The sequence below is a fragment of the Wolbachia endosymbiont (group A) of Portevinia maculata genome (assembly GCF_964028525.1).
GTDB lineage: Bacteria > Pseudomonadota > Alphaproteobacteria > Rickettsiales > Anaplasmataceae > Wolbachia.
On record NZ_OZ034786.1, the window covers coordinates 1,084,701 to 1,111,327 of the forward strand.

A 26,627-nucleotide genomic window follows, 5' to 3' on the forward strand; every position below is an offset into this window, starting at 1 on the left:
AGCTATCGGTCAGATTAGATTAAAAACCTAATCTGACCGGTTTCTCTATAACCCTCTAAACTCTGATATAATTATATGATAATTAGTTTAATTAGTGGTTAATATGCAAATTGATTTTATTCATATATTGAGATAGCATAAACCATATTGGTTTAAATTATTGTGCAACTTTGTAAATCGTCACTGTTACTCCTACTGACTATATTAATAGTTATAGTCCTAAAATTACCTGAAAATTTGAGCATTGCAGTAAATTGGTCTCTCCCAATTCTAGATTTTGATTTATCTTTTCGTATCATACTAATATCTTTTTTATCAGTTGCATTTTTAGCTGTTCTACCAGCACAAAATTTGACTTTTTCAGAGATGCTATCTTTTGCTGCTTACACTATTAGTTCACTTTATGCAGTTTTATCTGAACATATGATATTGGTTATAATATTCTGTGAATTAATGACCGTCAGTGCATTTTTTACTATCGCAGCTGGCTGTAGAGATAGTGGACCTGCAATAAGGTACGCTTGTGTACACTTTTTCGTTGGAGTTATATTAACAGCAGGATTGGCACTGCAAAGTACTAACCTGATAATTTTAGGTTTATTGATAAACTGCGCTTGTTTCCCTTTTTCGTTTTGGGTTGTTGATGCATATCCTGCTGCATCGCTACATGGCACTACATATCTCTCTTTATTTACCACTAAAGTCTCTTTTTTAGTGATGCTTTTACACACTTATAACCTATGGCAAGATTGTACTGAAATATTAGCGCTTGTAGGCGCCATCACTGCAATTTACAGCATTATATTTGCTTCTCTTGAGCAAAATATTCGTAGATTTTTATGCTATAATATTGTAGGACAAATGGGCTTGCTGATTATTGCAGGAGGTTTACTCAGCCCTTCGGAAAAGGCAATACCAATTTTGATACTGCATATAATCTTCTCTCTTGTTTATCAATCATTATTGTTTGTGGTCAGCAATTCGATTATTTCACGAACAAAAACAATTAGTTTTAATGGAGTAGGTAAACTGATGTCAGTGGAAGGCATGTGTGCTATAATCGCAATACTTACAATGGCTGCATTTCCTGGAACCGCTGGATTTATCAGTAAATCATATATCACAGCTGAAATTGAAATGAACACTGTTGCCTTAAAAGGGTATAAAAATTTATATAAGGTTCTAAATTTGCTGCTTCATTTAAGCGTGGGGCTAAAGTTTCTTTATTACTTATTTATTGCAAAAAGTAAGTCAAAACCTTTAGCAGAGAGGGGGAGCAAAATGACTATGATCATTTTAGCATTTATATGCGTAATCACTGGCAATCCTTACTTACCTATTTACAATAAATCTTCGATTTTCGATTTTGTGTACAACACAAAAAATATTTTGTCGCAATTTAATTTGTTATTATGTACCACTTTATTGTTTATTCCTTTACGCAAGTTATTTTACCCGAGAATAAATTTTAAAATGGATGTTGATTGGACTTTTAGAGCTTTCATACCCTATATTGTCTTGCTGTTCAATCAGTTAGTCTCTAAAACTAGAGAAATATTTGCCAGCGTAGTGCAAAACTTGACTAATTCACTTACTAGTTTATACTTTAATAATATTACTAAACTTAAAGAAGTGCTGGGTTATAACTCAGTGAGTTTTGTTTCAGCTTCTTCTCTCTTTTTAATGAGTATTCTACTAACGCTATTATGTTTAAATCGTTAACTGAAAGTTTAAATTCTGTATTTAGTAAACTAAGAGGAAAGTCGATCATTTCTGAAGATGATTTTAATCTTGCCATGCGTGAAATACGCATAGCCTTAATTGAAGCTGACGTTTCACTTGAAGTTGCAAAAAAATTCATCAACGACATTAAAGATAAAGTGATTGGGGAAAAAGTCATAAAAAGTGTTTCTCCAGCACAAATGATAATTAAAATTGTGCAGGATAATTTAGTTGCAGTTCTCGGATCAGAGAAAAGTGACTTAAATCTAGCAGTTAAACCCCCTGCTGTGATTATGATGGTGGGCTTACAAGGTGCAGGTAAAACAACTACCTCAGGAAAGCTTGCTTTAAAGCTAAAAAAGCAAAAGAAAAAAGTGATGCTTGCCTCTTTAGACATTTATAGGCCGGCTGCCCAAAAACAACTTGAGGTGCTGGGTAAACAGATAGACGTACAAACTTTACCTACAGTAATAAATGAGGGGCCTATTGCAATTACAAAAAGGGCACTGGCAGCAGCAAAGAACGATAATTATGATGTATTAATACTAGACACCGCAGGCAGGCTTCATATTGACAATAATATGATGAATGAGTTGAAAGCCGTAAAGGAAATAGCTTCACCTGCAGAAGTTATTTTAGTAGCCGACGCAATGATAGGCCAGGATGCGGTCAACATTGCCAAATCATTCAATGAGGTAATAGGTGTAACCGGCATTATTCTTACCCGCGTTGATGGTGATGCACGTGGTGGTGCTGCTCTTTCTATGAAAATGATCACCGATTGTCCAATTAAATTTATTGCTTGTGGTGAAAAATTAAGTGACCTCGATGATTTTTATCCCGATAGAATTGCAAAAAGGATACTTAGCATGGGTGATGTTGTCTCATTGGTTGAAAAAGCTGCTGAGATTGTTGGTCAGGAAGAAATTGATAAGTTACAAAAGAAAGTAAAAAAGGGTAAATTCGACCTAAACGACCTAGTGGGAATGTTAAAAACTCTGAGTAAAATGGATGGCATTAGCAACATAATGAAATTCATCCCTAGTTCATTCACAAAAAAGCTAAGTAGCAGTGTGCCAGATGACAATAAAGTGAAAAAATATATAGCCATCATAAACTCAATGACCGAAAAAGAAAGGCAAAATCCAGATATTTTAAATGGCAAAAGAAGACTTAGAATTTCTAAGGGGTCCGGAACAAGTGTAACTGAAGTTAATCTTCTGATTAAGCAGTATAATCAAATGAGCTCTGTGGTAAATAAGTTCAGTAAAGTTGACCATAGTAAACTCAAAGAATCTGATTTGATGGATATGCTAAGCAGAAAGTAAGTCAGCAGGTAGTGGAATGAGACGATTGTCAGTAAACCTTTAGCTATATCAAAAGCGGCTTAGGTCTCGCAAAAAAATTTACAGCTTCTTGCTAGCCAAGAAATTTATTATTAATTTTAAGAAATACTATAGCTGATCCAAGCAACATGTCATACCGCGATTCATTCGCGGTATCTCAGCCGCTAACAAGAGATCCCGCTAACAAGCAGCGGGATGACGAATTACTATCTACACCGTCATACCGCCGCGGTATCTCTAGATCCCGCTAACACGTGGCGGGATGACGAAGTTATCGTCATGCCACCGCGAACCGTCATATCGCCGCAGACCGTCATACCGCGATTCATTCGCGGTATCTCTTAGCATAGATCCCGCTAACACGTGGCGGGATGACGGGTGTCAGGGTGTCATCCGAGTAGCCTCTTTCTTGTCATCCCAGTGCCCAGACACTGGGATCCAGAAAACTTAATTTTAACCAAGTGGCTGCATAATAAAGACTGGATCCCAGACTGGAATGACACCCTACTTAACCGTCATACCGCGATTCATTCGCGGTATCTCAGCCGCTAACAAGAGATCCCGCTAACACGTAGCGGGATGACGGTTGTCGTTTAGCCATAAATATTTAAGAAATTTACCAAACAAAAAAAAAGGCAAAAGAAGCCCTAGTCATTGTCTATTTTCAGTATTGGCGTTTTTTTATGTTTTAAACGTTTAATAACCGCGACTCAGCTGCTTTTTAATGCAACTAACCTTTAGTCATAAATGTTTAAGAAATTTACTAAGCAGAAAAAAAGGCAAAAGAAACCCCGTGGTAATTAGTGTTCACTCTCTAATCCTGCAAATTGGCGTACTATACTGTCTTAAACGACTTATAAGCGCGTTTCAGCTTATATAGGTAAAAACCTAGAAATATTGTGAAGACATAAGGTGCACATAGTGCAAAAAATTAAAAATAAGACGCCAACTACGTTGTTTTCTTGCTGTTTAATCTGCACAGATGAAGATAACTGAATACCTTCAGTACCATGATAAGGGGGCTGGCGGAGTTTGTCAAGTAGGTTTTTTCGTTTCTATTGTAATGACAGTTATAGCCTGTGCAAGAAATCTATTGATTTACAGCAGGTTCTTTGTTACAGTTCATAGTTATGCAAAGAAACTTAAAGCCTCATGAGTTTATTTACAGCCAGTGATTTACATAATTTGGAACTGTATAGCTGAGTATTGTATATGATAATATTGATAACAAACGATGATGGCTTTGGAAGTGAAGGAATAAAATTACTCAAAGAGATTGCACGGAATTTTGCGTCAGAAATATGGATAGTGGCACCAGATACTGATAGAAGCGGGGCTGCAAGATCTCTTGATTATCCAGTGAAACAATCTATTGGAATAAACCAACATAGTGAAAGGGAATTTAGTGTGTCTGGTACTCCTGCAGATTGTGTCATTATTGCGCTAAATAAAGTTATGAATAAAAAACCAGACTTAATATTGTCCGGAGTAAATATTGGATCAAATGTCGGGGACGATATTTGTTATTCAGGAACAATTGGTGCTGTAATGGAAGGTGCTGCAAGGTCTATACCTTCTATTGCGCTGAGCCAAGTTTATCATGATAAAATAGACTGGCACAATACAAAGGTTTTTGCACCAAAGGTTATTGCCAAGCTAGTTAAGGTTGGTTGGCCTAAAAACATAGTGATGAGTGTAAATTTTCCTGCTACGGAAAAAGTAAAAGGAGTAGAATTTGCTGAACAAGGTGAATATAACATTGATGGGGATTTAACTTTTACTGAAAATTCGAATGGCTTTTTTAGCTTAAATTGGTCTCGAGAGCACTCAGGCAGTGGTAGTGTAAATAAAATAAAAGAAGGATTTATTACTATCACACCAGTAAAATTAGATTTTACAGATTATGATACATTGAATGCTATGAAAAATTCTTGTGCAGACGAATTTTCTTCTATAGCTGACTAAGAAAAACATTTGCATTGCTCTTAATTGATGTTTTCTATTGTGTTATCGCGAGCAATTATTTTTTCTTCACCTGTATCCATGTTTTTGATCTTTAAAGTTTTACTACTCAATTCTTCATCGCCAAAGATTAAAGCAGCTTTAGCATTTGCTTGATTTGCTTTTTTCATTCGGTTTTTAAGTGCTCCGCTATATTCGTAGACTACATATAAACCATTTCTGCGCAATTCATTCGCAAGTGTTAGAGCATGTTCATCAGCCTCTCTGCCGATCGGAATTAGGTAAATAGGTCGCTCTTCTTTCGGAGAATAATTGATTAACTCCATTATGCGTTCAATACCTCCTGCAAATCCTATCGCTGGAGTGTGTTTTCCACCTACTGAAGATACTAAATTATCGTATCTTCCACCGGCAAAAACTGCCCCTTGTGCACCTAAATCTTCTGTGACAAATTCAAATACTGTGTGACAATAATAGTCTAGACCTCGAACTAATTTGCTATTTACAGTGTAAGGTATGCCAAGAGCTTGCAGTCCATTTAACACCTGGTCAAAGAAATATGAAGATTCTTTTGTATAGTGATCACTGATTTTAGGCGCATCAGAAATTATTAATCTATCTTTCTCATCCTTAGAATCCAGTATTCTGAGTGGATTTTTGATCAACCTATTTTTGCTATCTTCTGATAGATCGTTTTGATACTTTGTAAAGTATAAGATCAAAGCTTCTCTATACTTAGTTATTGTTTCACTATCACCTAAAGAGTTGATTTCCAGCTTTACATTTTTATTGATGCTAAATTCAGTTAGTAAGTGCTGAGCGAGTGATATCAATTCAACATCGGCTTTTGAATCTTCTACACCAAAAACCTCAAAATTTATCTGATGAAATTGCCTCTGTCTTCCCTTTTGCGGTCTTTCGTAACGAAATGCAGGCCCTGTTGAAAATAATTTTATCGGCGTTTGCAGTTTTTTTTCAATTAATAGCCTAACAACCGCTGCAGTGAACTCAGGACGTAAAGTTATGCTCTTTCCCCCTTTATCATTAAAGGTGTACATCTCTTTAGTGATGATGTCTGAGCTATCACCTAAAGTCTTTGTGAAAACTTCCGTATATTCAAATATCGGAGTTTGAGCAGGCAAAAAGCCATATAGACTTGAGATTCTGCTTGTTGTTTGCTCTATGTGTTTAAACTTGTACCATTCATCAAACAGGAGATCTTTTGTTCCTCTAACCGTTTGATTAGTCATAGTGTGGTCTCTATACCTGCAACCTCTGGTATGTGGTAGCTCAGCATATTCTGCACTCCTTGCTTTAAAGTAATTGCAGCACTTGGGCATCCAGAGCAAGCTCCTTGTAACTCAACATAGACTATCCCGTCTTTATAGCCACGAAATTTGATATCGCCACCATCTTGAGCAACTGCAGGTTTGATATAACTTTCCATCAATTCTTTTATTCTATTTACAATTTCTATATCATTTTTATCAAAAAATTCTTCATCCGGTATATTATTATCATTTACTCCTTCTTTATCTAGTGCTCTTCCACCTGAAGTAAAGTGATCCATGATTGTAGTTAAAATTTCTACTTTTAATGTATCCCAATTAATTCCACCCAATTTTGTTACTGAAATAAAATCATGACCAAAAAACACTCTTACCACATGTTCTATTTGAAAAAGATTTGCTGCTAGCTTAGAGTTTTTTATTTCATCTGCATTTGAAAAATCAGCCGTTTCTCCTTCGTTTAGAATTGCAAATCCAGGGAGAAATTTCAGTGTGTTTGGATTTGGTGTTTCTTCAATCTGGATGAACATGTTATTTACCATGACAATTATAATTGTTACTATTTAATCATAAAATGATAAAAAAATATACATGTCATTCATCTTTTTTCTTTTTTTAGTATTCATAGTAGTTACATTTGTTTTGCCTAGCGTTGTTGTATTTTTTCTTTTCCTGACAAAAAAAAATAACATAAGTTTCATGATGAACTCTATATTGAGTAAGTTTTTGAACGAATTTAATAGCAGTAGAAGTTATACTGAAAATTACACTGGTGATAACATGTCCAAAGATGAGGCATTAAAGATACTGGGGCTGAATCCTGAGGCAAGTCAAAATGAAATTAATAAAGCATATCAAAATTTAATGAAATTAGTTCATCCAGATAAAGGAGGCTCAGAGTATTTTGCACAGAAATTAAATGCGGCACGTGATAGGTTGCTGAAGAGGTAGTAATTAATATCGCTTTAAACTTTTTATTTGTGTGTAAAGGATAAGTTGCTACAATAAAACGAGTTAAAGGTAGAGAAAGCTTTAAGTTATGCAGAAAAAAAAAACAACGATAGAAGAAGAAAAAGGCATATTAGGGTGGATAGAATATAGATTGCCTATATTTTCTTTTTTGAAACACACTGCTTCTTACCAAGTGCCAAAAAACTTAAATTATGCTTGGAACTTTGGCTCTTTGGCTGGTATAGCGCTAATTTTACAAATAATAACAGGTATATTTCTTGCTATGCACTACACTCCGCATGTTGATTATGCGTTTAATAGTGTAGAGCGCATAATGCGAGATGTGAATTACGGGTGGTTAATACGCTACACTCACGCTGTTGGAGCATCGCTCTTCTTTATGGTAGTCTATGTTCATATAATGCGTGGATTATATTACGGATCTTACAAGAGGCCACGAGAGATGGTGTGGTTTGTTGGTATATTTATATTTTTTGCAATGATGGCAACTGCCTTTATGGGATATGTATTGCCTTGGGGACAAATGAGTTTCTGGGGTGCAACAGTCATAACCAACTTATTTTCAGCTATACCTTTAATTGGCAATAAAATAGTTATATGGTTATGGGGTGGTTTTTCCGTTGATAATCCAACACTTAACCGTTTTTTTGCTCTGCATTATCTTCTGCCTTTCATTATTATTGCTTTAGCTATGCTTCATGTGATAGCTCTGCATAGGTTTGGCTCTGGTAACCCAAGTGGAGTGGAGGTAAAATCAGATAAGGATACCATTCCTCTCTATCCTTATTATATAGTTAAGGATTGCATAACTTTTGGTCTGTTTTTTGTAGTTTTGTTTGCATTTGTTTTCTATGCTCCTAATTATCTTGGACATCCAGACAATTATATAGAAGCTGATTCTATGGTCACTCCGGTACATATAGTGCCAGAGTGGTACTTTTTACCTTTTTATGCAATGCTACGTTCAATTCCAGATAAACTTACTGGTGTGCTTACCATGTTTGCGTCTATTTTAGTTTGGTTTTTGTTACCTTGGCTTGATAAATCAAAAGTTAAAAGTGGTGCTTATCGCCCAGTGTTCAAAAAATTTTTTTGGGTTTTCGCAATAAATTTTGCACTTCTTGCCTGGCTTGGAGGACAAGAGGTGAAAGAGCCTTACATCACTATGAGTAGGCTATCCACTCTTTATTATTTTGCATATTTTGTAATAATTTTACCACTGCTTAGTAAATATGAAAAGCCAAAAGAACCACCAAAAACCTTAAGTGATTCTGTGCCGGAGATGAAGTAATGCTGATGAGAAGTATGTTAGCTATACTTTGCATATTGTTTTTTGCTAATTTTGTGTATGCAGAAGAATTCAAGCCATCACCAAATAAAAAAATGGACTGGAAATTTGATGGAATTACCGGATCTTTCGATAGAGAGTCAATTCAACGAGGCTATAAAGTGTATAAAGAAGTCTGTGCTGCTTGTCATTCAATGAATAGGATAGCATTTCGTAATTTGCAAGATGTTGGTTTTTCTGAAGAAGATATAAAACAGATTGCAGCTTCTTATCAAGTTAAAGATGGTCCGAACGATTTGGGTGAAATGTTCGATAGACCTGGAGTACCTTCGGATTATTTTATTGCACCTTTTGATACAAAAGAAGCAGCTGCAGCAAGCAATAATGGTGCAGTTCCACCAGACTTATCGTTAATTATTAAAGCAAGGCATGATGGTGCAAATTATGTCTATTCACTGTTAACAGGCTATCAAAACGGCGAGCACGATGAAAATGATTTATACTTCAACCCTTACTTTTCAACAGGCAGGTTAGCTATGGCGCCACCACTTTCTGAAGGAATGGTGGAATATGATGGTGCAAGACAAGCCACAGTTGAAAATATGGCGTATGATGTGATAAATTTTTTACAATGGGCAGCAGAGCCAGAATTAGAGCGCCGGCATAAACTTGGATTAAAAGTAGTGGCGTATTTTATAATTTTAACAGTGTTTTTTGTATTAACTAACAATAGAATTTGGAGCAAGCTCTATAAAAAGAAGTGATAGTCAATTTTGCCTCAAATACAATGGTTGTCATCCAAGTAGCTAACACTGGTTCCTTTATGACGGCAGTGCCCAGAGGTGTCATGCAAGTAGCTGACAACATAGAAACGAAAAACTTACTTGACAAACTCCGCCAGCCCCCTTATCATAACACTGAAGCTATTTATTTATCTTCGCAATCTCTACAGTGGATTAATGACAAAAAAACTTAATGTATTTGGCGTAAATCATGCTTAATTTTTTGCACTATGTGCACCTCATGTCTTAAAACTTTAGGTTTCTACCTATACAAGCCGAAACGCGCTTATAAAGCGTTTAAGACAGCAAAAAACGTCAAATAGACAAGGGAGAATTTGAATACTAGCTACCCTGGGGTTTCTTTGCCTTTTTTCCTGCTTGGTAAATTTCTTAAACACTTGCGGTGTAGGTTAGTTGCAAGTTAAAAGCAGCTAAATCGCTCTTAATCAAGCGTTTTAGAATAAAAAAAACGCCGATATTTTAGTACATAGTGAATAGCCAACCACCATGGGGCTTCTTTTGCCTTTTTTTTCGTTTGGTAAATTTCTTAAATATTTATAGCTAAAGATTGCACGAATGTTGCAATTACAAAAGCGATCTCTACTAGGAGGATGTCATCCCAGTGCCCAGACACTGGGATCCAGTTTTCTTTACAAATTCACCAAAAGTGCTTCATTTTATAACGCAAAACCCATACTCACCAAACCCAATGCATTACTTACAATTAAAATTCCTGGATCCCAGTGTCAAGCACTGGGATGACAGGAGATACCGTCTTGTTAGTCAACAAAAAAATTATAAAAATTTCCCAAGTTGCATCATAAAATCAAAAAATACTTCCAATTGTGTAACAGTACACAGATTATAGTTAGTGGATATGTTGATAAGTAAATTAGTTTTATACGCACAAAACAGATGAAGTTTACTTATCAACATATCCACTAACCAACAACATTCAATAAATTTGTGTAAGATACCACTTTACATAAGATAGATAGGAAGCATTTTTGATTTTAAAGTACTAAACCTTCAGTCAACCTCCTAGCCCTGTAGTTTTTGATATGGTTAGGATCAAAAGCACTTTTGGATGTCAGAATACCGAAAATGATATGGAGTAGCTTACGCATTGCAGCACCAACGATGGCCATATTATGCTTACCCTTTTCCTTTAATCTTTGGCAAAAGCTCATAATGATAGGATTGTGATTCTTAGCTACTATGGCAGGAAAGAAAAGTGCCTTACGTAATGTTTGTGAACCGGATTTACTTAATCTGGGTTTGGCATATACAGAGGAACCTGACGTCATATTTCGTGGTATAACTCCTGTATATGCTGCCAATTGCCTGGCATCTCTAAAAACCTCTATATCAGAAACTTCAGCTAAAATAGCTATTGCTGATTCTTCTCCTATGCCTGGAATAGTCAATAGAAGTTGAAAATTTTCCAACAATTCTTTGTGTTGATTTAATAGTTCACGTACGGAGTTTTTTATTGTTTCTATTTTTTGAGCTATATTCATTGCAAGGTCTTCCCAAGCATTTGCAACTTCTTTAGGCAGTCTCTCTTTTTTTTCTAAGTGGTTATTTACTAATGTTAACTCATCTTTTAACGCAACTGAGCAACGATAAAGATGTTTTAATTTTTTCATTTCAGGAGAAGGTGGTGTCCAACTAGAAGGTTCCTGTCTTTGGCAATAATCAGCAATAACTTCTGCATCGGTCTGATCATTCTTTTGTCGTATCAGCTTACTCCTTGCATAAGATTTTATGCAATAAGGATTTACAACACTTACAAAATGTCCAGCATTGTGTAGAAATTCAGCCAGTGCTTCGCTATAACAACCAGTAGATTCCATGCAGGTTTTTACTTTTTCTACATTATGTTTGTGTAGAAAATTCAGTAGACTTTGAAACCATCGTTCTTAAAGCTTCTTTTTCTAGTTTCACGCTTTCCTTTTTTGCTTATAAATGAGAGAAAAACATCAAAGCGATCTTTTGATATATCTATGCCCAAAAAGTTGTTGATCATATATAACCCCATACGTTACCATTAAAAATGAAAAGTAAGGCTAGTCTTGTGAATACAGAATTAGAACCATTCAGGTCTTTCTACGATACCGTCCAGCCTATACTTTTGAGAAGGGAATTCTTATCTCCTCTACAGATTTTATATCTAAGAAGAAGCACAGAGTTCCTCCCTTCTCCACCTAATGCTTAAGCTTAAAACATTAGATGCTTTTGACAAGATACAAGACGTTGTCACTACTACATTATGCTATAAGTCATAAGAATAATCAAGCTGTAAAAGATCTTTTGGAAGAAGCCAAAAAACAAAAGCTATTAAAGGAAGTTCTGAATGAAGAAATGACCACAAAACATTCAGATGGTCGGGAAGAAAATCATACAATACTTACAGATGCTATATCACGTAGAGACAATGACATTACGAGAGTAGTTGTACAGTTCCAGAGTGTGATGGTATGATAAAATGTGAGAAAAAAATATCATCAAAGGGAGGAATTATGGGACAAGTATTACATGGGTGCGCCAGAACAACAGAGACAATTCGTAGAGCAATACAAAATAGTAAAGAGAGCATAGCAAAACTCTCCAAGTGTTATAACCTTAAACCAAAAACTATTATTAAGTGGAGAAAACGCTCATTTACCAAAGATGCTGGTATGGGTCCAAAGCATCCAAGATCAACTGTTTTAACTTTAGAAGAGGAGGCTATAATTGTTGCATTTCGTAAGCATACTCTATTGCCATTAGATGACTGTCTCTACGCTTTGCAAACCTCAATCCCACATTTGAGTCGCTCCAGCTTACATCGTTGTTTACAAAGGCACAACATTAGCAGACTACCAGATGTCGATGGTGAAGTTAAATCAAGAAAGAAATTCAAACAATATCCTATAGGCTATTTCCATATTGATATCGCGGAAGTTAGAACAGAAGAAGGAAAGCTGTATTTGTTTGTTGCAATAGATCAAATTCACCTACGTTGAGTTGCACAAAAGTGCTACAAAACCCATAGCTGCTGAGTTTTTAGGTAATCTGATTAGAATTTTACCGTATAAAATCCACACTATTTTGACAGATAATGGCATACAATTTACAAATCAGAAGCGCCATAAATACGCCTTCCAACACATATTTGATAGAGTTTGTGAAGAAAATAACATTGAACATCGTCTGACAAAAGTTAGCCATTCTTGGACAAATGGACAAGTTGAACGTATGAATAAAACTTTAAAGAATGCTACAGTTAAGAAATATTACTATCGTTCGCATCAGCAACTTAAGGAGCATCTTTATGACTTTGTTATGGCCTACAATTATGCAAAGAGACTCAAAGCTCTTAGGGGTCTTACGCCTTTTGAATTTATATGTTCTCAGTTGACAAAGTCTCCTGAATTATTTATAATAGATCCACACCATCACACTCTGGAACCATACATCTTATTCGTCTCAAAGACTGGTGGCAAATACTCAAAGCCAAACTAAGAGGACACTATAACTACTTCGGGATTAGCGGAAATTATCGATGGCTCAATAAGTTTAATTGGGCAGTAAAGAAACTAACGTTTAAGTGGATAAACCGACGTAGCCAGAAAAAGAGCATGAATTGGGAGCAATTTATTCATTATACACAAGTCAATCCACCACCAAAACCAAAAATATGTTTTTCCTTGTATACACAGGAGGTATGTCGTGAACGCTAATATTGTGGAGCCGTGTGCGGGAAAGCTGCATGCACGGTTCTTGCGCTTACTATTACCCACAAGTATAGAATTCATGAGCAAGTCTCCATCCTTCTGCTAAATCAAAGAGACGTTTCCATCCCTTCCACAAAGCTATAGCTAAGTCATTTTTGCGAGCTAAAAACCCTCCTAACTTGGCCACCCACCTCACAATTTCTCTTATAGGTGCAGGATAGTTTTTTGTCTTAAGCATTTTGGTATATAAAACCTTCCATTCGTCATCAGTCAGTATGACAGTGCAAGAAAGATTCGCTAGCTACCAATGTGATAAAAAATATTCTCCATGCAATTATACTCATAATTGTAAGAAAGCGGATCAATCTATCTGCTGTTTGGAGCCTACATTCTTCAACTTTAAGACCGGATTTCAAAATTTTATGAAAAACCTCTATTCTCCATCTTAAGCAATACCATTGTATTTTTTCTACTGCTTCTTCAAAATTATTAATATTTATATTTGTTAACAAAATCCAGTTCATGGGCTCTTCGCCAAATGGGGGATATTTTTCTATAACATAGACAGCATTTAAATTTAAATTAGGAAGTTTTTGGGTTTTACGTCTAGCGTTGTTTTTTGATGCATTCATCACAAAGTTACTAAACTTTACTTCTAAAACTGTTGTTCTTTGAGGTTTGTTATCGCGAGCAGACTTGAATTTCTCCTTGACAAGACATGCGATTCATCAAATCCCACAATCTTTCACCACCTTTTTCAGAATAAGTCGACTTCTTGTTTACTGTTCTGTTTTGATTTCCTCTTACTACAAAAAGAGATTGATTAGTGGAAGCAACTTCAAATAAATCATAAATATCTGCTTCTCTATCACAAACGGTAACTACCTTAACATCCTTTAATCCAGGATGTTTAGTAGAGTCTTTAAGTGCACCGTATGCTTTCTTTCTCTTCTATGGGAAGAGCAGTATTATGGCTTCTTCTTTTCAACTCCTTTAGGTCTTCAGCTAAGGAAGGTCTAGTACTAATTTTTTGATCCAATAATCCTATCTTCTGTTGTAACTGCAAACGTTGTATGCATCATGGGTTTTAAAATTAGTTGTTTTAGATGTTAATCTTGCTGCTATAATCCCTAATCCTTCGGTCTTTTTATGATTTTTATATGAAATATAACTCGTGTCCTGGATAGCTAAGATAGTTGAGTATTCTTTAGCTCTTTCAACAGTTTTAATTATATGACTGTCTAATATCTTTCTTTCAGAAATGGCATCGTTTTGGAAAAATCTATAAGCTGCTTTACTTTGATGCCAATCTTCACAAGCTTGATTTATTGAACGCTCAGGCGATTCAGCAAAACTATTAACTATTTTTAGAAACCTTTTACTTAATCTTATATCACCAAAATTAACAATTCCAAATTCACTTTCTGCCCATTCGCCAGTTGAGGTATTTATAGTTCTTTTCATCATATATTCCATTTTTAGACCATAGATCTATTTATAATAGAAAGTTGAATTAGTAAAATAGCAGCTTTTTCTCCATTTTTAGATTTATGGGTAATAGTAAGGTTCTTGCGGGGGAGTTATAGAAGTAAAACTCAATCAAGGGGGATAGGACTATGACTTCTACCGAACGATCAGGATTTACGTTCTGTGGAATAACATTTGAGGAGTACAGAGGACAAGCAACCGATCCTGAAGGAATTGTGAGAAGGTTTATAGAAAAAGATACAGGACATTGTTTTCCACTAGGAACAGCAAGCACATTTACTACTTACTTTGCGCCAGCGGACTTTAATGAAACGGTTTGGTCAGCCATTGTATGCAAAACAAGAGCCAAGAAGATTTGATAGAGGAACTGACCTTCATACCCAATCCAACCCTTTGCCGATGTGCCACCGTCCGGGGATATTAGTAAAAATCGTTGCAGCATAGAGGAGCCAAAAAGGAGATTTCCTCCTACCAATATAGCCACTTTCTTAGCGTGCTTCTTAAGTTACTATATAAAGGTAAAATGGTTTCCATGTTTGAGCAGGTAGATCAGCTATAAAAAAGAAGTGAGGTAAGGAAGTGGTCTACCCTGCTCCAAGTAAAGGCTAGTACATAAAAGCAAAAGATGCAAGCATCGAACAGACGAAATCTGTCAAATCAGAAAGAAACACACAAATTTAAGTTTTTAGTAGTTTTCAAGTATAGTTGTACAGGGAGCGCCTCTGCAGTTATGACCGACATTTTCAATGGTGCCTAAGTGCCCGTATGCAAGCATGGTTTTGGAAGGAACGGTCAAATCATTGATGGAGTCATTTAGACTACCTCGGTTAGGAGATTGTACTATCAACCGTTCCAAGCTGAAGCGTTTCCCTATTACAAATTATATGTAGGAGTTACCATGAAAAAAGCAAAAAGTAAATTAGAAATAGTGAATCCTAATGCAGCAGGAATAGACATTGGTTCAGCTGTACACTATGTGTGTGTACCTGAAGGAAGAGATGAACAACGCGTTCAGAAATTTGGCTGCTTTACTGAAGACCTTCATAACTTAGCACAGTGGTTGAAAAAGTGTAAAGTTACAACAGTAGCTATGGAATCAACAGGAGTATACTGGATTCCTTTATTTCAAATACTTGAGTCATACAAATTCGAGGTAAAATGCACGGCATGTAAAGAATGTACCTGGTAGGAAGTCTGACGTTCAAGATTGCCAATGGCTCCAACAACTGCATAGCTACGGACTGCTTCATGGATCGTTTAGGCCAGATAATCAGATGTGTGTATTGCGCAGTTACGTGCGGCAACGCAAAAATCTCACTGAAAGTGCATCTACACATATTCTGCGTATGCAGAAGGCATTAATTCAAATGAATATACAATTACACAAGGTTATTAGTCATATTACTGGGATAACTGGTATGAAAATCATTGAAGCTATAATTGAAGGCGAAAGAGATTCTGAAAAATTAGCAGAATTCAGGGACGTGCGAATGAAAAATGATCAGTCTACTATTGCAAAAGCGTTAGCTGGTGACTATAGAGAGGAACACTTATTCACGCTAAAGCAAGAATTTGAATTATATAATATTTATCAAGAAAAAATAGCAGAATGTGATAGAAATATTGAAGCCTATTATAAAACGTTTGAAACAAAGTCTTGTGAAAGCAAACAGCTAAGTAAGCAAAAGAATAAAAATAGCAAAAGTAAGCCAAGCTTTGCTTTGTATGAGGAACTGCACCGAATAACTGGTATGGATTTCACTAAAATTCCTGGATTTGATGTATTAAGTATACAAACCATAATTTCAGAAGTTGGTATAAACCATAGTAAATGGCCAACAGAAAAGCACTTTTCGTCGTGGTTGGGACTCAGTCCTGCTAATAAAGTTACAGGGGAAAAAGTGTTTAACACAAGAACACGTAAAGTCATTAACCGTGCTGCGAATGCTTTGCGAATAGCTGCTCATTCTGTAGGAAATAGTAAAAGTGCGTTGGGTGCATACTACAGAAGATTGAAAAAACGACTAGGAGCACCAAAAGCAATAACAGCTACTGCAAGAAAAATGGCATGCATATTTTATAGTATGCTCAAATACGGACAGGAATATGTAGAAAAAGGAATGGAATACTATGAAACACGCTATAAAGATAGAACTGTAAAAAATTTGATCAAAAAAGCGAGCGAATTTGGCTACATATTAGTTCAACAAGAAGAGTTAATTGAGTGAGTTTCTTAGGAGAAGTCTATTGTTGGTTAATGTTTTATGGCTTTACGGAAAGTTTATAGCTATACAACTTATCTTAAAAGCAATATAGTGTTCACTATGCAATGAATCAAAGATAGTAAGTAAAGTCTATGAAATTTCAAATCACTACACATTTTCAACCCGCTGGAGATCAACCGCAGGCAATCGATAGTTTAATTGCGGGGCTAAATAGCAATAAAAGAGACCAAATTTTACTTGGGGTTACTGGTTCTGGGAAAACTTTCACTATGGCAAATGTTATAGCAAGGACAAACAGACCTGCGCTGATCATGGCACACAATAAAACCTTAGCAGCACAACTTTATGAGGAAATGAAAGGATTATTTCCCAATAATGCTGTTGGATATTTCATTTCTTATTATGATTACTATCAGCCCGAAGCTTATTTGCCGCAAACTGATACTTATATCGAAAAAGACTCTGCAATCAACGACAGAATTGACATGCTGCGTTATTCTGCCGTCTGCTCCCTCTTGGAGCGCAGGGACACGATCGTAGTTGCCAGTGTTTCTTGCATATACGGTCTTGGTTCGCCTGAAAGCTACCGCAGCATGACTATATCTTTAAGTGTTGGAGATAAAATTCATGTTAATGATTTCTTGAGTAACTTAGCTGATCTCCAATACAAGCGCTCTGATACCAGGTTTGAGAGAGGATATTTCAGAGTGCGTGGCGATATTATCGATATATTTCCTGCCTATTATGAAAATAAAGCTTGGCGTTTATCGCTGCTTGGTGATAAAATAGAAGAAATTTCTGAAATTGATGCTATAACGAGTAATATTACCAAAAGCCTAAATACAATCACCATTTTTCCAAACAGCTATCACATTACATCACGTGAGACTCTGTTGCAGACAGTTGAGCTAATCAAAAAAGAGCTGCATGAATGCTTGGATTATTACTACTTGCAAAACAAGATTGTTGAAGCAAAGCGCCTCGAGCAACGCACTAATTTTGATATTGAAATGATGAGGACAACAGGAATATGTAAAGGTATTGAAAATTATTCGCGTTATCTCTATGGAATGGAAGCTGGGGATCCACCGCCTACTTTGTTTGAATATTTACCCAAAGACGTAATTTTATTTGTTGATGAGAGTCATGTCACCGTTCCTCAGATTGGTGCAATGTACAGTGGTAATGAGGCGCGTAAAAAGAAATTGATTGACTATGGCTTCAGGCTCCCTTCCGCTTTTGATAATCGTCCATTAAAATTTGAAGAATGGGAGAAAGTTAGGCCGCAGACTATTTACATTTCAGCTACTCCTGGAAAGTATGAGTTGGCAAAGACCAATAATGTATTTATAGAGCAAGTTATCCGTCCAACAGGGCTTACAGACCCAATTTGCATTGTGAAACCAATAGAGAGTCAAATTGATGATGTAATTCATGAGGCACAAGTGACAATAGGAAAGGGATTTTGTGTTTTAATCACTACACTGACAAAAAAAATGGCTGAAAATTTAGCTGAATATATGAGTGAATTAAATATGAGAGTGAGTTATTTGCATTCTGATATTGGTGCGCTGGAGAGAATAGAAATTATATGTAAATTAAGATCTAAAGAAATTGACGTTTTAGTAGGTGTTAACTTGCTTAGGGAAGGTCTTGATATTCCAGAGTGTGGTTTGGTTGCAATTTTAGATGCTGATAAAGAAGGATTTTTGCGATCAGAAACATCGCTCATTCAAACGATCGGTCGTGCTGCACGTAATGCTGAAGGTAGAGTAATTTTGTATGCAGATAAAATCACTGGTTCTTTAGATCGTGCATTAAGAGAGACTGAAAGAAGAAGAAAAAAACAAGAAGAACATAATATATTGCACAATATTGTCCCGAAGACTATAATAAAACCTATATCAAACACCTTACAGGAGAGGGCAATAGCAGAACCAAAAGTAAATACTAATAAGGATGACTTGAGAAAGCAAATGATAGAGCATGCTGAAAATTTAGAGTTTGAAGAAGCAGCAAGAATAAAAAAATTATTGCAAGGTTAAGTAATATATGATGCTATGGGCATAGCATGAAAGTGTAAACAACTAAACTTCCACTATTCTTCTTTTTATTTTAACTCATCTTTTTGAGACTTTTGACAATTTCTTAGAACTGAAGAAGGAAAGGTGTATTTTTTTATTGACTTACCTATGTATTACGGTAATCACTAAAGAATTAGTGAGTAATGGTTATAGAATATGAATGGTGGGGTACCAAGCAAGGGATTAAATGAACAATTACGTGACATTTTAGATAAGTTAGAACAGGATATCAATCTATTAGATAATCCCGGTTATATTCAACATATAATGTTTCTTCTAGGAGCAGGAGCTGATCCAAATACAACAGGAACCCAAGGTGAAAAAACTCTGTCAGATTACTCAAGTGAAAAATTACGTGACATTTTAAATGAGTTAGCAAGCAATAGCGATCTATTAGATAATTCCAATTATACTCGATATATAATGTTTCTTCTACAAGCAGGAGCTGATCCAAATACAACAGGAACCCAAGGTGAAAAAACTCTGTCAGATTACTCAAGTGAAAAATTACGTGACATTTTAAATGAGTTAGCAATCGATAGAAGTCTATTAGATAATTATGCTCAACATATAATATTTCTTCTAGGAGCAGGAGCTAATCGAGATACACAAAACCGATATGGAAAAACTCTGTCACATTACTTAGATAAAAGATTATCTGATATTTTAGGTTGGTTAGCAATCGATAGAGGTATATTAAATGATTATATTCAACGTATAATGTTTCTTCTACAAGCAGGAGCTAATCCAAATGTACAAAACCAAGATGGAAAAACTCTGTTACATTACGTTGCTGAACGTAACGATACTGACGGTATAGGATTTCTTTTAAAAGCAGGAGCTGATCGAAATGTGCAAGATCAAAGTGGAAAGACTCCATTTGAATATGTTACTGAACATAACTGCCTTCAAGCTTTGAAGGATTTAGGTTGTAGTTCTAATGATGAAACAACTTGTACTAAATTAAGTGATCCGGATCCAGACAAGGATCAGGGCTATTATTCAGATGATTCTCGTAAAAATGAAGGGAATGGCTCCGGTGATGATAATAAAACAGTTCCTACTAAAGATAAAGGGAATTTGACAAATAACTCTAGTAATTACCCTAACAAGCACAATGATGATCAGACACTTCGTGATGATCCAGGGTATAGCTCCGGTGACGATAATAAAACAATTTCTACTGAACCGAGTGATTGTGACCGGAAAGACGAGGATTCGAGCTGTAGTTCAAGTGATCATCTTTTTCTAGAAGACTTACTTTCGATGAAGCTAGAAATACCATTAACTACAAGCGAAGAGGGGCTAATTAAAGATTTTTGTGAGAAGATAAGAGGTATAACAGCACAAAATAAACAAGAATCTGAAGAAAGTATTCTAGAAAGTATTGAGAAAATAGTAAATGAGTACTTGAAGAAAGGAATAAGGTTGAATTCAAGTTGTAATAATGGTAATGAAAATGACAATGGTGATAAAGAAACTGTAACAAGTTTAATACTTGAAGAAATAGAAGGTGTTCTTAATAATCGTGTGAAACCACGCGATGAAACCAGAGCGCGTGAAAGGCAGTCTGATGGTATTGCCGACCAAGACGACGGCAACGAAGATAAAGTTTCAGGCATCATAGAAAGCATCACTAACAAGTTATTGTTAAAAGGTGGGAAAGCAAGACAAAAATTTTTCTCCGGTAATACTGAGCTAGCACAAAATTATGGATCTAATTATATAAATGATCTCTCTAAGAAATATAAAGAAACTAAAGACAAGCTAAAGAGTATAGCATATGAAAGTATTGTAGGCAGAGATAGACAAGCTCAAAAGGGGGAGCCAGAAGAGGTAGACATAGATAATGTATGTTTTTATGTGAAATATTCACAAGACAGTATTATTGAACCTGTGAAAATCTTTAACAAAGCTGAAGATTTAAATTTAAAAGTCGGCATACTTCAAGTTGGGGAGAGTATAGTAAGAGTTGAAGGTACAAAAGATGGAAAAAGAAATTACACAGATGTCTTAGAAAGTAGCATTAAAATGTCTTTTACCACTGAGGCAGGAGAGATTAATATTTATCTAAGTCCTAGTGAGAAAGATAGTAATAAAATAGAAGTAGAAATTGATGATGAGAGTGAAGAAAGGCTTAACAAGTTAAAAGCTGAGAAGAAAAGTTTAGGAGAAAACTGTCTTTTGGGAGGAAAAAGTGTTCTGGAAGCTATAGAAGAGAAAGGTTTTAAGAAAAATGGTAATGTACCTACAGAGTCAATCGAGACTATTAAGGATGTTCCACGTACTGATGTTACGCAAGCTTGTTCGCAGCAAATTAACACAAGAGCTAAAGGCAAATAGCGATCTACCCATTATTGAAATTGTGCCACACAATAATAAGCTCACTCAAAATTGTTCCGATTTGGCAGGGTTATTTTGCCGCACCAAGCGGTATGGCTTTGAGTACGAAATTTTAATGTTCCCAGAAGCCCGTTATGATGATCAGGTGGACAGTACGGTACAATATTTACAATGGATGAGAAAAACTAACACCAGTGCTTTCAGGGTCAGGCCCAACCCTACTTAAGTGGCTAAGATATATCTAACGTAGCTTTATCTTTGCTTTCTGACAGTCTTTGTTGATACTCGTTTATCAGCCTTTCAGGCTCGTTCAATACACTCTGAATACAATATGTTACACAAGTTATGCTAGAGAGTATAATAAAACTTATATCAAATACTTTACAAGAAAAAGTGGTGGTAGAGGCAAAAGTGAACATTAATAAGAAGGAAAGCGCATGCTAGAGCTTGAAAAAGCAGCAAGAATAAAAAATATTATTGAAAGGTTAAATGGCGTATGATATAATATACATAGTGTAAAAATATAAATAATTTTATTGACATCTTTACGTTAACACTTCTTAAATGTTTAGTACTGTAGAATTAAATTATTAAGTTTTATGAAGGGAGTAAAAATGATGGAAAGCTTTTCAGGTAACAATAAAGACAGTAATTTTATTGAGGGGACAAAAATAATGGAAAATTTTTCAGATAATAACGAAAACGGTAGCTCAATCTTCCAAGGAAAAATCAGGGAGCAAGATTTCTCTGCGGAGCAGAAGTTAAATGAACTGAAAGCAGCCATAGAGAAGCTTGACAGACAAGATTTGCTCAGAAGGCTCGAGTGTGAGCGTCAGGCTTCTAGTTGTATCGATGAAATATCATCTCAAGCAGAGCTACATATCGAAGATGGTGACGGGGGCTACTTCGATTGTGAAAAACCACTCGGAGATTTCTGGAGTTTCTTTGAACCTCTCTTCAACCTCTTTGAAGTAGATGTAGATGATCCGAAAATCTACCAAATGCTCAAGGAGAAGAAAGAAAAAAACCTGATTGCTGCGATAATGAAGTTTTTGCGTGAGAAGCTTAAGGAGTTAATCAAGAAGATTTTTGCACGCGATTTAAGTTTCGATCAGAGGTTGGACAAAGAGATAAAAGAATTGCAGGAGAAATTGGGCAGTGGTGAGTTATCAGAAGAGGAGCTTGCAAGGGTGCTCGAACATCTACAATTTTTGCAGGATCTGAAACTCAAGTTACAGCTCGCCGTTACCGGATGGATTATTACAATGTTCGCAGAGATTTTTGGAGTTGAGCTAGCAGCTATAGTAGAGGCATCTACAGAAGAAACAACTAAAGCAGAAGATAAAAAAGCAGAAAAAACATCATTAAAGGAAGAAAATAAAGAAGTTCGTGAAGAAATAAAAGTGGATGAAAGAGAAAAACCTAAAGTGCCAGTTTCCCTTTTTGAAGTTTCACCCGGATTTGTAAGGCCGGTTGTTCTGAGCAAGCCAGAACTTGAAATTGTGTCAGATCCTTTGAAACATCTATTGCGTATTACTGAGCTTGAAAGAAAATCTCATGAAAATTCACAAAAACCAGAAAAAGTGGACAAAGAAAAGGAAAAAGCGGAACCGAAGAAAGAGGTGTGTCCACCGAAAGTTCCAGAGAAGAAGCCTGTGGCAAGTGGGATAAAACTTGATTCTAAGCCAAGCGAGTATGTTAATTTTGAAGAAAGGCGTCCAAATACTAGTGTTAATGGAAGAGGAACCACGCCGCCCACTAATGGACAAGGAAACAAGCTTGATAATGGAAAGGAAAACAAGTCTGCTAGACGGCCCGCTGATGAACAAGGAAACAATAATAAAGAGAAGAAAAGCGGGTCTGCTAGTTGCGCAGAAAGCCGTCTAAATGGTAATGTTAATAGTGTTAACAAGGAAGGAATCAAATTTACTAATAAGCAGGAAACGTATGACCCTTACGCTAAGCTTGCAAAAAAAGTTGCTGAAAGGAACACTCAAAGAAAAGAATCTGCCACTATTAAACACGATTATCCAATTGATACTTGGCAAGCTCCATCAGGAACTACTGATAATGGAAAATCTAGTGCTGCTCAGCGTAGTTCTGCAAGTGATGCTAAAGAAAATCCTAAGTCAAAAGTTACTGATGTATTGAATGAACGTGCAGCAAGAGGAAATGGTAATACACTATCGAGATAGCTAGTGCTAGCTACTTATGTGATAAAGAACACCGGATCCCAGTACTGGATGACACCTATGGGTTATTTGTGATGACAAAGGAGGGTAGCCCGTGACGCTGGAATCCAGGATGTACATTAGGTTTGATAAGTGTATGGTTTTATGTTAGAAGGGAGTGTTTTTGATGGAAAAAAAACTGGATCCCAGTGTCTGGGCACTGGGATGACACCCTCTTGGATGGAACCAGCATCAGCTACTTGGATGACGCCTCACCATGTCATTCCAGTGCGTGACACTGGAATCCAGGGGCATATAGATAGATGTCGACAGTTCGTCATTCCGCTACGTGTTAGCGGAATCTATGCTTGAGATACCGCGAATGAATCGCGGTATGACGTAGGGAACTTAGGGTTGCCAATGACTTGTCATTCCAGTGCGTGACACTGGAATCCAGGGGTATATAGATAGATGTCGACAGCTCGTCATTCCGCTACGTGTTAGCGGAATCTCGAAAACTTAAGTTTTATGAAAAAAGAGTGAATAAAATTTATACTAAAAAATATAAAAAAAGTACTTGCACTACAATTTATTTTTAGTATATTAGTTACATAATATTTTTACTGGAGGATAATATGCCAAATGATAAAAAAAGCAAATCAGGACCTCAACCTGATGGTTCGTGGATTCCAAGTGAAAGGTTAGAATGGATTGGTCCTGATAAGTATAAAAACTACGAGCGGCAACGTGAAAGCAGTAAGCCTAACACACAACTGGGTAGTAGCAGTGCTACTAGTGCCGGTAGTAGTAAAGATAAAGGCAAAAGCAAGTAGTGTTGTTTCTTAACAATTTTTAATAGAGGTAGTTATGGATATAAAAGAGCTGGTTAAAGCGTTTAATGTAAATAATTATACTTGTAATAAGATCAATACTAATTTTACTGTAGAAGGTAAAAAGATTGTTGGTTTATTTGCTAGTAATACTGATACAAAAGAATATCTGCGAGGAATAGGAGAGGAGATAATAAAGCGGCACTATCTTGGTGGAACTGAGGTAGCAAGTAGATATTATAACTTAAACTGTTTCCCATTTGTTCTAGGTGCTAATCCTGATAAAGAGGATTTAGGTAATGGCATAGTGAAAGTGAAGCTTGCAGGCTCTACAAATAATGAAGTGATTCGTAACTTGAAGGTTCATTTTGCTAATGAGTTTGAGAGGGCTATGGGAGCGAAAGTGGTTGCATGTCTACAAAAAGAAGTAGGGATAACTAAGGAAGAAGCATATGAATGGATGGAAGGAACTGTTAAAACAGGAGCAATAGGTAAGCCTTATTTGTACTGTATAGCTTTTAGCGATGAATACCTTGAGAGGGAATATGATTTAGAGACTTTTGAATTTTTTAAGCAGGCATATATTAAAGAATTTAACTCAAGGTTAGAAAACTGTGGCCTGAAGAGCTCGGACTTTTACGAATATAAAGATGATATGTTATACGTCAAAAACGTTAGCGATAAGGTAATCAAGAGTGTAACAGAATATGTTAAAAAGGAAGTAGCATTTGATTTTAGAACTCCAGGCACAGAAGATTCTAAAGTCGAAAATTTTAAAGATGTTCTTGGCGATTTTATTTTTAAATTGACAGGGAAATCAATTAACGCTTATGATTATGATATTTTTACAGACAAAAAGAAAATAGAGAATGGTAATGATTTTGTCCTTGTACCTTTAACAAAAAGATATAGTGGTCAGCTTGAATTTTTAAAGCATAAGGATGTGTACAAAATTAATATAAAATATCAAAATCTTATAAGTGATATCAGAGGCAAGACTGCAGATCCAGATATTACTAATTCTGAAAACCCAATTTATGCTATCTCTAATGAAAGAATTGCTCAGTTACTTCCTGAAATTATGCAGTCTCCAATTGCATATAGTGAAAGAAACGGACGTTTTGAATTTGCAGTGGATCCTGAAAATTTTAAGAGACGTGGCTCGAGTCGATTCTCCTCAACAGTAAATTCTCCTATACATGCAGGACCGAGTGGACTAAGAACACCGCCCAACCAAAGGAAAAAAGATACAGACAGTGGTTATGGTAGTAATTCACCTCCGAAACCTAAGGATTCTGTTGCACATTCTTCAAGTAGCGATCCAAGATCATCCTTTGAAGAGATACAGGAGCCACAGTCGTGTTTTCCCAGGCGAGGGGTGCTGCCGCATAATGTAGGCGCTGCTGAGGTAGGTGCTGCTGAAAGTGGATCAGCAGGGACTAGTGCTTGGACTCAGCAAACGAACCCTTGTTTATCACAAGGCACGTCCGAAAATAAATGGATATCGTCAATGCAATTTACTGAACCAGGATTTAGTGGTTTATCATGGAAAGGTGCTAATGAAAGCACGTCAATAGGGAATAGTACTTGGTGGTTGCCATCATCGACTTCTTTTCTTACGACAAGGAATGATTCAATGTCCTCAAGTCTTGGGGTTTTTGCAGATTCTCCAAGTGTTAAAGGTAAGGAGAGCATTTTTAGTGTGGAACCTGAAAAACAGCAAGTTACTGATAAAAGTGATCGAGAAAGTAGTGATGAGTGTTCTGAAGCACAGTCACAAGAGAGTGAATCTCCGAAGAAACATGGGGGTGGTTTGTTCTGTAAAAAAGGAATGCCGATACTAGCAAAGTTATCACCTTTTAAGCGACGTAGCGTAGAGCGTGATACGATGTGTTCAAGTAAAAGTGATCTTGTGTATCATGTAACTGAAAAATCATCTGTGTCTAAGCCATTTTTTTCATTCCCAACTAGAATAAAAGCAAAAAGTAATCCACCCTCAGGGGTGACTTCTCCTACGCATGAAGGTGCGTCAGGTGGACTAAAACCTCTTACTAGTGATGAGAGGAAGGAACTACGCCCATTTCTTTCTCCTGAGCTGCAGAAGAAGCTAGACTCCAACTCTTTCTCCCCTGGGGAGGAGCAGCATTTATATTTGACGCATACTCCTTCGGGGAAATGCGAGATAACAAAATCTTTCGAGAGTCCAGAAGAGAACTTAATGCGATGTGTAAACGCACAATTACCGTCATCTGATAACCTTAGTTCTGAAAAAGTTAATAGAGATAGTGGCTTTTGTTCTATTGGATTGGCTTCTCCTGCTGTGCCACATAAGGGAAGTGTCTCTTCAGAGCTTAAACATCCGCAACAGGTAAAGCATATGTCAGAAGCTTTGGGGAAATAAATTTA

16 protein-coding genes and 5 pseudogenes are annotated in these 26,627 nt (G+C 36.2%); 17 read left to right on the plus strand and 4 right to left on the minus strand.

Going from position 1 to position 26,627, the window contains the following annotated elements; translation table 11 throughout:
- The first annotated feature begins 162 nt into the window (after positions 1-162).
- The 3 genes from ABWU36_RS05415 to surE all read left to right on the plus strand — a co-directional run bounded on the left by ABWU36_RS05415 (position 163) and on the right by surE (position 5,033).
- On the plus strand, positions 163-1,722 hold the full coding sequence (locus ABWU36_RS05415) for a proton-conducting transporter membrane subunit (RefSeq protein ID WP_265016690.1): 1,560 nt from the start codon (positions 163-165) through the stop codon (positions 1,720-1,722).
- Entirely contained in the window at positions 1,707-3,050 is a 1,344-nt protein-coding gene (ffh, locus tag ABWU36_RS05420; RefSeq protein WP_253309603.1) for a signal recognition particle protein, read from the plus strand. The genes ABWU36_RS05415 and ffh overlap by 16 nt, the downstream gene beginning before the upstream one ends.
- Positions 3,051-4,280: 1,230 nt before the next feature.
- A complete protein-coding gene (surE, locus tag ABWU36_RS05430) occupies positions 4,281-5,033 on the plus strand; it encodes a 5'/3'-nucleotidase SurE (RefSeq protein WP_253309702.1) in 753 nt (250 codons plus the stop codon).
- Between the two features lie 20 nt (positions 5,034-5,053).
- On the opposite strand, the gene hisS is transcribed toward surE, so the two are convergent.
- Both hisS and ABWU36_RS05440 read right to left on the minus strand, forming a co-directional pair.
- Positions 5,054-6,280, minus strand: coding sequence for a histidine--tRNA ligase (gene hisS / locus ABWU36_RS05435; RefSeq protein ID WP_253309703.1), 1,227 nt, complete (start codon positions 6,278-6,280; stop codon positions 5,054-5,056).
- The gene (locus tag ABWU36_RS05440) at positions 6,277-6,849 is read right to left on the minus strand and encodes a NifU family protein (RefSeq protein WP_253309984.1); all 573 of its coding nucleotides are present in this window, start codon (positions 6,847-6,849) and stop codon (positions 6,277-6,279) included. The genes hisS and ABWU36_RS05440 overlap by 4 nt, the downstream gene beginning before the upstream one ends.
- A 169-nt stretch (positions 6,850-7,018) precedes the next feature.
- On the opposite strand from ABWU36_RS05440, the gene ABWU36_RS05445 reads away from it, so the two are divergent.
- The 4 genes from ABWU36_RS05445 to ABWU36_RS05460 all read left to right on the plus strand — a co-directional run bounded on the left by ABWU36_RS05445 (position 7,019) and on the right by ABWU36_RS05460 (position 10,123).
- Positions 7,019-7,270: a DnaJ domain-containing protein gene (locus tag ABWU36_RS05445; RefSeq protein WP_264329184.1), complete on the plus strand. Its 252-nt coding sequence runs from the start codon at positions 7,019-7,021 to the stop codon at positions 7,268-7,270.
- An 88-nt stretch (positions 7,271-7,358) separates the two neighbouring features.
- Positions 7,359-8,582, plus strand: coding sequence for a cytochrome b (locus ABWU36_RS05450; protein ID WP_265016691.1), 1,224 nt, complete (start codon positions 7,359-7,361; stop codon positions 8,580-8,582).
- Between the two features lie 5 nt (positions 8,583-8,587).
- On the plus strand, positions 8,588-9,343 hold the full coding sequence (locus ABWU36_RS05455) for a cytochrome c1 (protein ID WP_373457563.1): 756 nt from the start codon (positions 8,588-8,590) through the stop codon (positions 9,341-9,343).
- A gap of 594 nt (positions 9,344-9,937) precedes the next feature.
- On the plus strand, positions 9,938-10,123 hold the full coding sequence (locus ABWU36_RS05460; RefSeq protein WP_265017479.1) for a hypothetical protein: 186 nt from the start codon (positions 9,938-9,940) through the stop codon (positions 10,121-10,123).
- Between the two features lie 251 nt (positions 10,124-10,374).
- Here the strand turns inward: ABWU36_RS05460 and ABWU36_RS05465 are convergent.
- A pseudogene (locus ABWU36_RS05465) lies at positions 10,375-11,390 on the minus strand (IS110 family transposase).
- Between the two features lie 209 nt (positions 11,391-11,599).
- On the opposite strand from ABWU36_RS05465, the gene ABWU36_RS05470 reads away from it, so the two are divergent.
- Both ABWU36_RS05470 and ABWU36_RS05475 read left to right on the plus strand, forming a co-directional pair.
- On the plus strand, positions 11,600-11,845 hold the full coding sequence (locus ABWU36_RS05470; protein ID WP_253309706.1) for a hypothetical protein: 246 nt from the start codon (positions 11,600-11,602) through the stop codon (positions 11,843-11,845).
- A 38-nt stretch (positions 11,846-11,883) separates the two neighbouring features.
- A pseudogene (locus ABWU36_RS05475) lies at positions 11,884-12,868 on the plus strand (IS481 family transposase).
- A gap of 270 nt (positions 12,869-13,138) precedes the next feature.
- Here ABWU36_RS05475 and ABWU36_RS05480 read toward each other — a convergent pair.
- A pseudogene (locus tag ABWU36_RS05480) lies at positions 13,139-14,547 on the minus strand (IS4 family transposase).
- Positions 14,548-14,711: 164 nt separating this feature from the next.
- Between ABWU36_RS05480 and ABWU36_RS05485 the strand changes: the two are divergent.
- The 8 genes and pseudogenes from ABWU36_RS05485 to ABWU36_RS05525 all read left to right on the plus strand — a co-directional run.
- Positions 14,712-15,012, plus strand: a pseudogene (locus ABWU36_RS05485) (major capsid protein); the annotation flags it as partial.
- Between the two features lie 454 nt (positions 15,013-15,466).
- Positions 15,467-16,796, plus strand: a pseudogene (locus tag ABWU36_RS05490) (IS110 family transposase).
- A gap of 128 nt (positions 16,797-16,924) precedes the next feature.
- Positions 16,925-18,838: an excinuclease ABC subunit UvrB gene (gene uvrB / locus ABWU36_RS05495; protein WP_353273111.1), complete on the plus strand. Its 1,914-nt coding sequence runs from the start codon at positions 16,925-16,927 to the stop codon at positions 18,836-18,838.
- A gap of 195 nt (positions 18,839-19,033) precedes the next feature.
- A complete protein-coding gene (locus tag ABWU36_RS05500; protein WP_265016692.1) occupies positions 19,034-21,220 on the plus strand; it encodes an ankyrin repeat domain-containing protein in 2,187 nt (728 codons plus the stop codon).
- Between the two features lie 614 nt (positions 21,221-21,834).
- Positions 21,835-23,415, plus strand: a complete 1,581-nt coding sequence (locus tag ABWU36_RS05510; RefSeq protein WP_353273112.1) for a hypothetical protein — start codon at positions 21,835-21,837, stop codon at positions 23,413-23,415.
- Between the two features lie 129 nt (positions 23,416-23,544).
- A complete protein-coding gene (locus ABWU36_RS05515; protein ID WP_265017482.1) occupies positions 23,545-23,763 on the plus strand; it encodes a hypothetical protein in 219 nt (72 codons plus the stop codon).
- 263 nt (positions 23,764-24,026) lie between these two features.
- Positions 24,027-24,224: a hypothetical protein gene (locus tag ABWU36_RS05520; protein ID WP_253309710.1), complete on the plus strand. Its 198-nt coding sequence runs from the start codon at positions 24,027-24,029 to the stop codon at positions 24,222-24,224.
- 34 nt (positions 24,225-24,258) lie between these two features.
- A complete protein-coding gene (locus ABWU36_RS05525; protein WP_353273113.1) occupies positions 24,259-26,622 on the plus strand; it encodes a hypothetical protein in 2,364 nt (787 codons plus the stop codon).
- Positions 26,623-26,627 lie beyond the last annotated feature (5 nt).